The organism is Brevundimonas sp. Root1423, from assembly GCF_001426805.1.
Genome location: NZ_LMFL01000023.1, coordinates 425,764 through 438,169, shown reverse-complemented (window position 1 = coordinate 438,169; position 12,406 = coordinate 425,764). Strand labels below are relative to the sequence as shown.

Below are 12,406 nucleotides of genomic sequence, written 5' to 3'. Positions count from 1 at the left end.
CGGGTTCAAGCCGCTTCGGCCGCCGGCGTGCGTGACGCGACGTCGCTGAGCACCGTGCGGATGGCGTTCAGCAGGGCGTCGGGCTCGATCGGCTTCTGCGAGACGCCGTCCATGCCGGCGGCGACGTATTCCATCTCGTCCCGGGGATCGGCGTTGGCGGTGAGGGCGAGGATCGGGATGCGGCTGACGGGGCCGGGCAGGGCCCGGATGGTCTGGGTCGCGTCGACGCCGTCCATGACCGGCATCTTGATGTCCATCAGGACGAGGTCGAACGGCGTCTCCTGGACCCGCCGGACAGCCTCAAGACCATTTTCAGCGGTGTCGGAGGTGCAGCCGAACAGCTCCAGCACCTTGCCGGCGACGAAGCGGTTGGTCGCATTGTCGTCGACCACAAGCACATGCAGGGTTTCGTGCGACGTGGGCTCGACGACCTTCACGGCTCCCGCCAGCACCTCGGCGCCCGCGCCGGGCAGGCTCAGGGCGAACAGGAAGCGCGCCCCGCCGAGGGGCGATGGCCCGACGCTGATCGCGCCGTCCATCCGTTCGACCAGTTGCCGGCAGATCGCCAGACCCAGCCCGGCGCCGGCGCCCTCGCGACCCGCGCGGCCTGTGTTGAAGGGCTGGAAGATCGCTGCGGCGACATCCTCGGCTATGCCCGGTCCGCTGTCGTCGACGATGCCGGTGATGGCCACGGCGCCGTCCTGCCAGCGGCTGGCGATGCGGACGGCGACCTCGCCATCGGGCGTGAATTTCAACGCATTGCCGATCAGGTTGTTGAACAGCTGTTTCAGCCGCATCTCATCCGCCAGGACCCATTCGGGCCCGTCCGCCTCGTGCACGACAGTCAGGGTCAGGGCCTTCTCCTGCGCGCGGGGGCTCCACAGGGCCAGCAGGTCGGCGGCCAGCGCGTCCAGGTGCACCGGCGCGGCTTCCAGCCCCATCTGTCCGGCCTCGGCGCGCGACATGTCGAGCGCGTCGGTCAGCAGCCGCAGCAGGCTTTGGCCGGAGTCGAGGATGGTGCGGACATAGGGCTTCATCGCCTTCTGCGTCAGCTCGCGCTCCATCAGGGCGGCGACGCCCAGCACGCCGTTCAGCGGGGTGCGGATCTCGTGGCTCATCACGGCGAGGAATTCCGACTTGGCCCGGCTGGAAGCCCGGGCCTCGGCCTCGGCGCGGGCCAGATCGCGGATCAGGACGCCCATTTCCTCGGCGCGGCGGCGGTGGATGGCGCTGCCGGCCTGGAGCACATGCACCCCGGCGCCGACGCCGACATAGCGGCCGCCCGAGGTGACGACGAAGCCGTTGAGCAGGGCCCCCAGATTGGCGGCGTCCATGCTCTGGAACAGGATTTCGGCGTCCTCGTCCGCATCGAGCACGCGCGGCTCGGCGTCCATGAAGGTCGCGGCGGGGCGTCTGGCGTACAGGGCGCGGCCGAACTCGGCGGCCATCCTCAGTGTGAAGGTGTTGCGCTCGATCAGTCCGACGGGGCGGCGATCGGCGTCGACGACGGCGATGACGAGGGTGTCGGGCTCACGCTGGAAACGGTCGAAGACATCGGCGCCCGGCGTGTCCGGCCCTATGGGGGCCGGGGCGCTCGCGAAGTCTCCGATCCGGGCCATACGCAACTCCTGCTCAGGAGCCAGACGGATAGGGTCCAGCCCTTAACGTGAGCTTTGCCGTACGTGAATGTTTTGCGAGATTGTCTTGAAAATCAATCTGTAAGCGGACGACTCAGGCGACCCAGCAGGTCTGCCGCAAAGACGGACAGGGTGTCGTCCCGCGCGCCCATGACGATGATCCGGTCGCCCGGGCGGGCCAGTTCGATGAGCCGGTCTCCACAGGCGTCCCGGGTCGGCAGCGCCTCTGCGTTGCGGCCGGCGGCGCGAACGCCGGATGCGATGTCCTCCGACCCGACGCTGCGGTCCGTGGTGCCGCCGTAATAGACGGGCTCGGGCATCAACAGCACGTCGTCCTCGCGCAGCAGGCCGGCGAAGCCGTCGATGAACTCGTGCTTCATCAGCTTCAGCGGGCCGAAGCCATGCGGCTGGAACAGGACCAGCAGCCGGCCGTCGAAAGCGTGCAGGGTCTTCAGGGTGGCGGCGATCTTGTCCGGGTTGTGCGCAAAGTCGTCGATGACGGTGACGCCATTGGCGGTCCCGACCACCTCCATGCGGCGACGGATGCCGGCGAAGGTCTCGAGCGCGCCGACCGCCTCGGCCAAGGGTACGCCGATGGCGCGGACGGCGCCGATGGCCGCCAGGGCGTTGGCGACATTGTGGGCGCCGGGGACGTTCAGAATGACCGGCAATGGCGCGCCGCCCAACTCCGTCAAATTGAAGCGCATGCCCGTGGGCAGGGGTTCAAGATCATGGGCGTTGAGGGTGGCGGACTCTTCACCAAGGGCGAAGGTGATGACCTTGTCGCCCGGCAGCGTCTGGGCCAGCGCCTGGGTTTCGAGGTTGTCGAGGTTCAGCACGGCCTTGCTCGCCCGGCCGGTGAAGCCGCCGAACAGGTCGCGCAACTCCTCCATCGACTTGTGGTCCAGCGAGATGTTGGAGACCACGGCCACGGTCGGGTCGTAGCGGGCGATGGAGCCGTCGGATTCGTCGACCTCGGACACGAACAGGTCGGGGCCGCCGATCAGGGCGCTGGCGAACGGGTGGTCGGCGTCGGCGAAATTCTTCATCACCGCGCCGTTCATGACGGTGGGCTCGCGGCCGGCCTGATGCAGGATCCAGGCGATCATGCCGGTGATGGTCGACTTGCCGCTGGTTCCCGCCACGCCGATCGAGGCCGGCGCCGCGTTGAACAACTGCGAGAGCAGTTCAGGGCGGGTGACGACCCGAGCGCCGGCGCGTTTCGCCGCCCCGATGTCGGGGACTGTGTCCTCGATGGCGCCGGTAGCGACGACAATCTGGTTGGCGCGAGTCACGCCCGAGCCGTCCTGCGGGTGCAGGGTCACTCCATGCGCTTCCAGCCAGGCGAATTTCTCGGGTGTGCGGCCCTGGTCCCGCGACCGGTCCGAGCCCTCGACATTCCGGACCCGCCGATGCCGCAGAAGAAATAGTCGTCTTGATTCATGAGGGCGAAACCGGGGAATGTCCGGCGGCCTGACTAGCACGGGCGACGCCAGAGGCCAGACACGTCCATGAAGATCGGCATCGTCAACGCCAGTTCGCGCTTCAACCGGGCGCGGGCCGAGGCCGTCGAGGCGTGGTTCGCAACTAATATTCCGGATGGCTCGATCAAGGTGGTGTTTCACCCCGCCAGCTTCGGCAAGCACGGTCATTTCGGGGGCGACGACGCCAGCCGGGCCGCCGCCTTCGTCGAATACGCAAACGATCCGCGGCTGGACGCCATCTGGTTCGCCCGCGGCGGCTATGGCGCCTGCCGGATCGCGGAAGCGGTGCTGCCCCGGCTGGAGCCGATCGCGAGGAAGAAGCGCTATCTGGGCTATTCCGACGCCGGCAGCATTCTGGCCGTCCTGTACAAGGCGGGCTTCCCGCACGTGGCGCACGGGCCGCTGGCGTCGGACGCGGTGCGGCATGACGCGACCGCCTGGCGGGCCCTGAACTGGCTGAAATCGGGCGACCCGTCCTCGTGGGAGCCGTCGCTGGCGGACGATCCGCGGCCGGCCGTCGCCTTCAATCTCAGCATTCTGGACGCTCTGGTGGGAACATCGCTCGAGCCCGACCTGACGGGCCACGTCCTGATGCTGGAGGACGTGTCCGAGCCGATGTACCGGATCGACCGGATGATGTTCCACCTGACCGGTCAGGCCTCGATCCGGCGCGTGGCCGGCATCCGTATGGGGCGGGTGTCGGACATCGTCGAGAACGATCCCGACTTTGGCCTGACAGCCGAGGAAATCGCCCGCTACTGGTGCCAGAGGTCGGGAATTCCGTATCTCGGGACGGCGGACATCGGCCACGACCGCGAGAACAAGGTGGTTCCCTTCGGCAACAGGTAGCCGGACTTCGTTTCGCGCGGTCGGGGAACCGTATGGACACCGCTGTCATCTCAAGGCCACCTGCGGCCCAGCTGGCGGGTGAGTCCTTCCCCGCCTGCACCGCGTCCCTCGGGGGATGGGCGCGAGGTGGCGGTCCGGTCTGCGTCGGGGGGCGCGGATCGGGCCGTCTCCCACCGCCGCGACAAAGGCGCCGCTGGCGCCCGGGCAGACGCCACGCCATCTTTGCGCCAGCATGAACCGCCGCTCCCTTCTGATCCGCACGGCCGGTCTGGCGTCCGTCCTCGGCGGCGCCTGGTGGGCGCGCGATCATCTGTTGTGGCCGAAGCCCGGACTCGCCTTCGCGGCAGGCGGCGCGACGCCGTGGATGCCCTATGCGCGGCGGAGCTCTTCCCCGACCGTGGCGGTGCGGCTGGGCGGGCGGCAGGTCGTCGCCCTGATCGACAGCGGGGCCCAGTATTCCGTCATCGATCGCGGCCTCTTCGCCGAGTTGCCCGACACCGGGCGATCGCTGTTCGACATGCCGCTGGTGGCCTATGGCGTGGGCGGCGGCGCGCAGGTGGGGCGAGGCACGGCGCTCGATATCGACCTGGCGGGACTGCGAGTCAGCGGACTCAGGGCCGCGATCCTCGACCTCGGGCCGCTTGCCTCGCGCGAGTGGCTGGGGACGCCGCTGGTCCTGGGACAGGATTTGCTGGGCGAGGCCGTTCTGGCGCTTGATCCGGCGCGGCGGCATAGCCGGCTGGTCGCGCGCGACGCGTTCGTACGCCCGGCTGATCTGGCCGAGACCCCGGTTCAGCGCGCAGGTCGTGCGCTGACGGCCGAGGTGACGGTTGAAGGGGCGATAATCGAGGCGGTGGTCGACACCGGGGCCTCGTCCCTGCTGGGCCTGAACCGCGAGACCGCGGATCGTGTCGGCCTGCTGGACGGACGGCCCCAGACCAGCGGCATGCATCTGGTGCTCGGAGGCGCGGCGCGGACAGCGATCATCGAGGCCCGGACCGTGACGTTCGCCGACCAGCTATACAGGCGCGTGCCGGTGGGCGTGTTCGACCAGCCGCCCCTGCCCAACTTCCCGGGCGGACTGGTGGGGATGGAGGCGTTCGCGGGCCGGCGCGTGGCGATGGATCTGGGGGCCGGGACGCTGCACGTGTCCCGGCCGCTGGATCTGACGGTGGGCTAGAGCGACGCGAAGGTGTCGCACGTGGCGGGGTCGCCGGATTCATAGCCGCGACGCAGCCACTCGACCCGCTGGGCCGACGAACCGTGGGTGAAGCCGTCCGGCTGGACCCGGCCGCCCTGACGGCGTTGCAGGGTGTCGTCCCCGATCGCCGAGGCGGTCTGCATGCCGGCTTCCAGATCCCGGGCGTCCACCGCGACCTCGCCGTTCGAGACGGCCGCAGCATTGGCGGCCCAGACCCCGGCGTAGCAGTCGGCCTGTAGCTCGAGCGCGACGGAATAGCGGTTGGCCTCGGCCTGACCCGAAGCGCGCTGCTGGGCCTGCTGCACCTGTTGCGAGGCGCCGGTCAGGGTCTGAACGTGATGGCCGTATTCGTGGGCGATGACGTAGGCCCGCGCGAAGTCGGCGCTGGAGGCCCCAAGCTGGGTTTCCATGTCCCGCCAGAAGGCGAGGTCGAGGTAAACCTTGCGATCGTTGGGGCAATAGAACGGCCCCATGGCGGATTGGCCGAAGCCGCAGCCAGTCGAGGTGCCCTGTTCGTAAAGGGTGACGGTCGGCGGCTGATAGCCCTGCAGCTTGGTCTTCCAGACGTCGTCGACATTGGAGCCGACCACGTCGACGAAGGCGCCCGCCTGATCCTCGGGGCTGCCCAACTTCCCCTGTTCCGCCGCGCCGACGCCGCCGAACTGGCTGGCCAGCTGGGTCGTGGTGGAAGGGTCGATGCCGAAAACGAAATAGCCGATGGCCGCCAGCACCAGTCCGCCGACGCCGAGGCCGCCGACGGCCCCGCCGCCCATGCCGCGCCGATCCTCGATATTGCCGCCGCGCCGTCCACCCTGCCACCGCATGTCGTTCTCCCGTCCCTGATTCAGGCGAGGCAGGAACGCGGAGGGAACGGAAGGGATGCAGAGAGGCCCCTCAGTCGGGCTGACGATCCAGCCAGGCGTCGATCTGGCCGACCCCGTCCGTCATGGCGCGATTTCGCTCTTCGGCGGAAAGGCGCAGGGCCCGCTCCTCTTCCGGCGAGCGCACAGGGCGGTACGGTGGCGGCAGGACGGGCGCCGGCTGGCGCGCCGCTTCGATGCGCAGGCGGTTCAGACGCGTTTCCGTCTCGTGGAGGCGGGCGTTCATCTCCCGCTGGTCGGCCTGCAGACGCAGCCGGTCCATTTCGTAACGATGCTGGTCGGCCTGATAGCGGTGAAGGTCCAGCGTGGAGAGGCCGGGACGCACCTGCGGAACCTGCGCCTGAACCGGCGCGGCGGCGAGGATCAGCATGAATGTCAGAGGACCGGCGGCGTTCATGGGGAGAAAGATGGCGCCGGACCGCGCACGCTCCAAGCGTGGCCGCGACGATCCGGCCTCAACGCTTTGCTGACAGGGTCCAGACGCGGGTGCGTTTGACGGCGGAGTCCTCGAGCTCGCGCGTGGTCGGCACGGCGTATTCGGCCAGCAGGTCGAAGCCGTCTTTCGGGAAATAGGTCCGCAGCGGATCGCCGACGAGCACCCGCGTTCCCCGGGCGGCGGCCAGACGAAGCCAGTCGAGGACCCGGCCGGACATGGGCTGTTCGTAGAAGACGTCGCCGGCGCAGATGACCTGGATCTCGGGCGGCGCGGCGTCCAGCAGGTCGGCGGCGGTGAAGTCCAGCGTCACCCCGTTGGCCGCGGCGTTGCGTGCGACGGCCGCGCCGCAGAAGGGATCGATGTCGGCGCACAGGGCCGAGGCCGCGCCCGCCTTCATCGCCGCGATCCCGACCAGTCCCGAGCCGGCCGCGAAATCCAGCACCCGCTTGCCCGACACCTCGGCCGGATTGTCCAGCAACCAACGCGCCAGCCCCTGGCCGCCCGCCCAGGCGAAGGCCCAGAACGGCGGCGGGAGGCCCTGCTCGCCCAGTTCCTCCTCGGTCAGCCGCCAGATCGGCGTGACCTCATCGGCCAGCCACAGCGAAATCTCCGGCGCGTGCGGGACCGGCTGCAGGCGGGTGTTGGCGGCGATGAAGGCGGCGGGGTCGGCGATGCGGGTCATACAGCGCCGGGTTTGGCCTTCTTCGCGGCGTGGGTCGATGTGTTTTGCGCCACGGCTGCGCGAATGAGCGCCTTCAGCGCTGCCTCGTCGATCGGGTCGCCTTCGTGGAAATCGATGGCGCGGCGCGTATTGCCCTCGAGGCTGGAGTTGAACAGACCTGACGGGTCGTCCAGCGACGCCCCCTTGGCGAACGTCATCTTGACGGCGGTCTTGTAGGTCTCGGCGGTGGTGAGGATCCCGTCGTGTTCGAACACGGGGACACGCCCCCACTTCACCGTCTCGACCACATCGGGGTCGGCCTGATGGATGATCGCGCGGATGCGGGCCAGCGTCTGGCCGCGCCAGTCGTCGAACGAGGCGATCCTCGCATCGATCCGCTGGGAGGCGGTCATGCCGTCCTCATTGGGGTCGGGGGTCATCTTTCCCATGGGTTTGTCAGCTCACATACGTTCGCCGGGCAGCCGGCTGGCCTGTCTGATCCATTCGGCGAGTTGAGCCTCGTCAACCGGATCGTCCTCGTGGATGTGGAAATAGCGGACGTCCTTCTGCTTCGACCCCACGGGCGGTATCGGGTCCAGCGACGCGCCGCGGAAGAAGGCCACCTTCAGATAGCGGTCGAAGGCGTGGAAGCTGGCGAACCAGACATTGTCCTCGAGTCCGTACAGCGGCGTGTTCCATTTGACCGCCTTCTTCACGCCCGGAACCGTGCGCTCGATCAGGGCGTCGATCCGGCGCCCGGCCTCGCCCTTCCAGCCCGGCGCGGCTGCGATCCACGCCTGCACGGGGGCGTCGCCATAGCCCTTGGCGATCTGGGGGTTGCCGCCGGAAAGCAGGACGGGCGCGGCGTCTTTCGGCTTGTCGCTCATGACCTCTCCCTAGTCGCCCTGCGCCAGAACCTGTTCCAGCTTGCCGAACATCTCTCCCCACCCCGCCACTGCGCCGGCCAGGGCTTGCTTCTGGTCGGGCCGGAAGCCGGCCTGTTCCATGCGCAGATGCGTGCCGGACCCTGTCGGGGTGAGGGTGAAGGTCACCACGCTCTTCAGACTGTAGGCCGGATCGTCGTTCGCAAAATCCCAGCTGTAGGACAGGATCTTCTCCGGCTCGACGGCGAGGACCTCGCAGTCCAGCACGCCGCCCCATTCGCCGGTCAGCTTGAAGCCATGGCCGACCACGGGCTGGAAATCGTTCTTCATCAGCCAGGCCTCCATCAGATGCGGCTGGGTGAGGGCGCGCCAGAGTTTTGCGGGCGGGAAGGCGAACTCCCGTTCGACGACGACGGAGCGGGTTTCGGGGGCGGTCGGGGTCACTGGTCCATCCTTTTCAGCAGGTCTTCGAGGCCGTCGAACTTGCCCTCCCAGAAGCCGGCCATCTGTGTCGTCCAGTCCAGCAGGGGAGAGAGAGCGCCGGGGCAGGCGCGGTAGTGGGTCTGCCGACCTTCGGGGCGATCGCTGACCAGCCCGGCCAGCTTCAGAACGCCGAGATGTTTCGAGACCGCCGGCTGGGACACGCCGGACAGGGCGGTGAGCGCCCCGACCGTCTGCTCGCCGCCGTGACACAGACGCTCGAAAATGGCCCGGCGGGTTGGATCGGCCAGCGATCTGAACAAGGTGTCGGCGGCGGTTTCAGTCATCAATCCATAACTCTATGGCTATTGATAGAACTCATAACCAATGAGCTATGCGTGAGTCAATTCGCCGGCGACGTCTCAGGTTTTCGCGAAGCGTCCCGGATCACGGAGAGATAGCCGGGGGCGACTTCCATCCGCTCGCCTTGGGGCCGTGCGCGGACGGCCCTGTGCAGGGCCGGCAGTTTCCAGCAGGGCACATGCATGAACAGGTGATGCTCGGCGTGGAAATTGACCCAGTAGGGGGCGATGAAGGCGCGTTCCCACCAGCAGGCGCGGGTCGTGCGGGCGGCGCGGAACGGGTCGGTGGCCGAGCCTTCGACGCAGGCGTGTTCGGCGATGTTGCGCAGACGGGTCACCATCGGGAACCAGGTCGCCATCGGCAGCAGCCACAGGGCGAAGAAGGCCCACCAGACGCCCGCCACGACGCCGGTCGCCAGCAGGGCGGCGTTGACCAGCAGGAAGGGCGCGACCGAACGGCCGGTCACAATGGCCTCATAGGCGTGGTCGTCGGTCGTGGTCTGTGCGGCGCGACCTCGCAGGCCCGCCAGAGGCAGCAGAACGCGCTGCTTGAAGAAGGTCTGTCCGGTCAGGTCGCGCACCATCTTCCGGCGCAGCGAGGCGCGGCTGACGGGGAAGGGCGCCGACAGGACGAGGTCCGGGTCCTCGACCTGCTGGGCGTATTTGTGATGCGCCAGATGGTAGGGCCGATAGGCGTTCAGCGACGCTCCGACCGGCACGGCGCAGAACCAGTGCCCGAGAAAGTCATTCAGCCGGCGGTCGGAGGACAGGCCGCCGTGCGCCGCCTCATGCATCAGTATGGCGAGCCCGAGCTGCCGCGTGCCGATCACGGCGACGCATAGCGGAATGAGCAACGGCCAGAGAACGCCGGCGACAACCGCAAGCGCGATGACGCCCCAGCAGTGGGCCACGAGCAGGGGGCCGACCCAGATGCGGCGCGACTGGAAGGGCGCCCAGTCTTCGGGGCTGAAAAGGTCGGCGGGCCGGATGCGGGGCGCTGCGGGCATGACGTCAGGATACGTCCGCAGCGGCTGCGCTCCAAGTGCGACGTCTGTCACGCGATCCTGACAAAAAGTCAGGTTGACATGACATTATGACGATGTAAGGTTGGCCTTACAAAGGGAGTTGAAACCATGCTTACGATCGCAAGACCGACAACCACAGCCCAACGCAAATATGTGATCCGCACCATGGCCTTCATGGGCGGCTATGTCGCCATCATGGTCGCGGTCATCTTCGGGGCGTTCGACGACATTCAGGGCACCCCTGCCGCCTGGGGGCTGGCTCTGACGGTGACGGCTCCGATCGTCGGGCAGATCTGGACCACACTGGCGGTGATGCGGGACTCGGACGAGTTCGTGCGGGCGGTGATGGCCAAGCAGTTCATCCTCGCCGCCGGGATATCCATGGCCCTGTTCACGGCCTGGGGGTTTGCGGAATCGTTCGCAAACGCGCCGCACGCCGAGGGCTGGCTGATCTATCCGCTGTTCTGGGCCTCGCTGGGCGTCATCGCGCCCTTCATCAAGTCGTCGAACTGATGCGAAACCAGCTGAAACTGCTCCGCGTCGAGCGCGGCTGGACCCAGGAACAGCTGGGGCAGGCGCTGGGCGTCTCGCGTCAGGCGGTGAACGCCCTGGAGACCGAGAAACACGACCCGTCGCTTGATCTGGCCTACCGCATCGCCGTGCTGTTCGCGCGGCCCGTGGAAGACATCTTCGCAAACCCGCACGGCTGACTCCGTCGGTCGTCGTTCAAAGGACATCGCCATGCTGCACCTCCGTCACTTCGTCGGGCGTTCGACCCTGCGCGTATTGTTGCTGGCCTCTGCGTCATTTGCGGTCGCAGGCGGGGTCGTCCTCGCCACGCACGCGGAGGCCGCACCGGTCGTCCAGAGTTCGCCCGTCCTTGCGTCCGACCGTCTGTCTGTGGAGGTCGCAGGGCAGGGACCGGACGTGATCCTGATCCCCGGCTTCGCCTCGTCCCGCGAGGTCTGGCGCGCCGAGGCCGAACGGCTGAAGGCGACGCACCGGGTGCATCTGGTGCAACTGGCCGGGTTCGCGGGAGAGCCGTGGACGCATGGCGACGGGCCCTTCGTGGAGCCGGCGGTCGAGGCGCTGGCCCGCTATATCCGTGACAGCGGACTGCAGCGGCCCGCGATCATCGGCCATTCGATGGGCGGGATGAGCGCGGTCATGCTGGCCCAGCGGCATCCCGACTTCGTCGGCCGGGTGATGAGCGTCGACAGCCTGCCGTTCTTTTCGGCCCTCTTCGGGCCGACGGCGACCGTCGAGAGCGCGCGGCCGTTCGCGCAGCAGGCGGCGGCGGGAATCCTGGCGGCCGATGAGGCAGGCTTCCGCGCTGGTCAGGCCCAGGGAGCAATCGGCTATTCGCGGACGCCGGCGACACGGGCCGCCATGGTCGAGTGGTCGGTAGCCTCGGATCGACAGGCGATGGCCTCGGCGATCAGCGACGTGATGACGACCGATCTCCGGCCGGGTCTGGCCGCAATGACGACGCCGGTCTGGGCAATCTACGCCGCCGACGAGGACGGCGGTGCCCCGGCGGCCATGGCCGACGCCTTGTGGACGCGGGAGTATGCGGCCCTGCCGGGCGTGCGCATGATCCGGGTCGACGGCAGCCGGCACTTTATCATGGCCGACCAGCCGGAGCGGTTCGCGGAGATCGTCGATCAGTTCCTGGCGGACTAGATCGCAGGCGCGGCGGGTGCGGGAGCGGCGACCGGAGTCACGTCCCCGGCCTTGACCAGCCGGCCGCCGAACTCGCTGGCGTAGGCGACGGCCAGCAGGGAGCGGAAGACCGTGGCGGGGATGGCGATCTCATAGGCGCCCTCGACATAGGGGCCGACCTGATAGGGGCCGATCAGGAAGGTCAGGCCCGCGGCCTTGCCCGGCGTATCCCCCGCCGTCAGCACGAACGGGGTGTCGGCGGCGCGGGGGCAGGAGAACGTCTTGCCGCCGCCCAGGATTACGCTGGCGCTTTCGGGCGCGCGGGCCCGTTTGGCGGCGTTGATCGCCGTGCAGAGCGCCTGATCGAGGACGGACAGGTCCGCGCCCTTGCCGAACAGATCGGCCACGCCGACCCGGCGTTTCAGCGCCTTGTCCCACAGCAGGCCGTCGGTGAGGGTGTTGGGGTGGGCGCCGCCCGAATAGTCGAAATCGGAGCGTTTGAGGCTGAGCAGTTTGGCGGTCTCGGCGGCGACCGTGATGGTGATGGTCTTCTGGTATTTGGGACGGTCGGTGTCGGCCCCGGCCTCGGTCAGTTCCCCCTGGGCGCCCTCGGTGAATTGGCGCAGGCGACGGACCTCCTCGGCGTAGAGACGGGCGTGCAGGTCGCCCTGGGGCTTGATGCCGGCCGGCAGGGTCAGGCTGACGTCGGCCCAGGCCGTCTTGCTATCGAACGACATCGGGGCCGCGGCGTCCGCGGGGGTGACCACTGCGGCGGCTCCCGGCGCGACCGGCGCGTCCGCTTCCGGCTCGCGGTCGCGGTTGCAGGCGGCGAGCGTCGTCGCGAGAGCGGCGGTCAGGAGCAGCAGTCGGAGGGGCGGCGTGGCGGTCGAGGTCATGCGTATCT

At 68.5% G+C, this 12,406-nt stretch carries 16 protein-coding genes; 5 read left to right on the top strand and 11 right to left on the bottom strand.

Annotated elements, in window-relative coordinates:
* Positions 1-5: 5 nt before the first annotated feature.
* Positions 6-1,619, bottom strand: coding sequence for a response regulator (locus ASD25_RS15445; RefSeq protein ID WP_056618487.1), 1,614 nt, complete (start codon positions 1,617-1,619; stop codon positions 6-8).
* Positions 1,620-1,711: 92 nt separating this feature from the next.
* Complete coding sequence (locus ASD25_RS15440; RefSeq protein ID WP_235562747.1) at positions 1,712-2,962, bottom strand: Mur ligase family protein; 1,251 nt, start codon at positions 2,960-2,962, stop codon at positions 1,712-1,714.
* 186 nt (positions 2,963-3,148) lie between these two features.
* Here ASD25_RS15440 and ASD25_RS15435 point away from each other — a divergent pair, with 186 nt between their 5' ends.
* Both ASD25_RS15435 and ASD25_RS15430 read left to right on the top strand, forming a co-directional pair.
* The gene (locus tag ASD25_RS15435; protein WP_056618485.1) at positions 3,149-3,970 is read left to right on the top strand and encodes an LD-carboxypeptidase; all 822 of its coding nucleotides are present in this window, start codon (positions 3,149-3,151) and stop codon (positions 3,968-3,970) included.
* Positions 3,971-4,202: 232 nt separating this feature from the next.
* Entirely contained in the window at positions 4,203-5,150 is a 948-nt protein-coding gene (locus ASD25_RS15430) for a retropepsin-like aspartic protease (protein WP_056618481.1), read from the top strand.
* On the opposite strand, the gene ASD25_RS15425 is transcribed toward ASD25_RS15430, so the two are convergent.
* From ASD25_RS15425 to ASD25_RS15390, 8 genes are all read right to left on the bottom strand, one after another.
* Positions 5,147-5,995: a neutral zinc metallopeptidase gene (locus ASD25_RS15425; RefSeq protein WP_056618478.1), complete on the bottom strand. Its 849-nt coding sequence runs from the start codon at positions 5,993-5,995 to the stop codon at positions 5,147-5,149. The two genes, ASD25_RS15430 and ASD25_RS15425, sit on opposite strands and share 4 nt — an antisense overlap.
* A gap of 70 nt (positions 5,996-6,065) precedes the next feature.
* Complete coding sequence (locus ASD25_RS15420; RefSeq protein ID WP_056618476.1) at positions 6,066-6,449, bottom strand: hypothetical protein; 384 nt, start codon at positions 6,447-6,449, stop codon at positions 6,066-6,068.
* Between the two features lie 58 nt (positions 6,450-6,507).
* Complete coding sequence (locus tag ASD25_RS15415) at positions 6,508-7,170, bottom strand: methyltransferase (RefSeq protein ID WP_056618473.1); 663 nt, start codon at positions 7,168-7,170, stop codon at positions 6,508-6,510.
* Complete coding sequence (locus ASD25_RS15410; protein WP_056618470.1) at positions 7,167-7,598, bottom strand: DUF1801 domain-containing protein; 432 nt, start codon at positions 7,596-7,598, stop codon at positions 7,167-7,169. The genes ASD25_RS15415 and ASD25_RS15410 overlap by 4 nt, the downstream gene beginning before the upstream one ends.
* A 12-nt stretch (positions 7,599-7,610) precedes the next feature.
* Positions 7,611-8,036 (bottom strand): DUF1801 domain-containing protein, encoded by a 426-nt coding sequence (locus ASD25_RS15405; RefSeq protein ID WP_056618468.1) that lies wholly within the window; start codon positions 8,034-8,036, stop codon positions 7,611-7,613.
* A 9-nt stretch (positions 8,037-8,045) separates the two neighbouring features.
* Positions 8,046-8,477 carry an SRPBCC domain-containing protein gene (locus ASD25_RS15400; RefSeq protein WP_056618465.1) on the bottom strand — a complete coding sequence of 144 codons (432 nt, stop codon included), beginning with the start codon at positions 8,475-8,477 and terminating at the stop codon, positions 8,046-8,048.
* Positions 8,474-8,800 (bottom strand): helix-turn-helix transcriptional regulator, encoded by a 327-nt coding sequence (locus ASD25_RS15395; protein WP_056618462.1) that lies wholly within the window; start codon positions 8,798-8,800, stop codon positions 8,474-8,476. The genes ASD25_RS15400 and ASD25_RS15395 overlap by 4 nt, the downstream gene beginning before the upstream one ends.
* 56 nt (positions 8,801-8,856) lie before the next feature.
* Positions 8,857-9,822 (bottom strand): fatty acid desaturase family protein, encoded by a 966-nt coding sequence (locus ASD25_RS15390; protein ID WP_056618460.1) that lies wholly within the window; start codon positions 9,820-9,822, stop codon positions 8,857-8,859.
* A gap of 171 nt (positions 9,823-9,993) precedes the next feature.
* On the opposite strand from ASD25_RS15390, the gene ASD25_RS15385 reads away from it, so the two are divergent.
* From ASD25_RS15385 to ASD25_RS15375, 3 genes are read left to right on the top strand one after another with little or no spacing between them, the layout of a single operon-like run.
* Positions 9,994-10,353 carry a hypothetical protein gene (locus ASD25_RS15385; RefSeq protein ID WP_235562746.1) on the top strand — a complete coding sequence of 120 codons (360 nt, stop codon included), beginning with the start codon at positions 9,994-9,996 and terminating at the stop codon, positions 10,351-10,353.
* A complete protein-coding gene (locus tag ASD25_RS15380) occupies positions 10,353-10,550 on the top strand; it encodes a helix-turn-helix transcriptional regulator (protein ID WP_056618456.1) in 198 nt (65 codons plus the stop codon). The genes ASD25_RS15385 and ASD25_RS15380 overlap by 1 nt, the downstream gene beginning before the upstream one ends.
* Positions 10,551-10,581: 31 nt before the next feature.
* Positions 10,582-11,523 carry an alpha/beta fold hydrolase gene (locus ASD25_RS15375; RefSeq protein WP_056618453.1) on the top strand — a complete coding sequence of 314 codons (942 nt, stop codon included), beginning with the start codon at positions 10,582-10,584 and terminating at the stop codon, positions 11,521-11,523.
* Here the strand turns inward: ASD25_RS15375 and ASD25_RS15370 are convergent.
* The gene (locus ASD25_RS15370) at positions 11,520-12,398 is read right to left on the bottom strand and encodes a DUF3298 and DUF4163 domain-containing protein (RefSeq protein WP_056618450.1); all 879 of its coding nucleotides are present in this window, start codon (positions 12,396-12,398) and stop codon (positions 11,520-11,522) included. The genes ASD25_RS15375 and ASD25_RS15370 overlap by 4 nt on opposite strands.
* Positions 12,399-12,406: the final 8 nt, after the last annotated feature.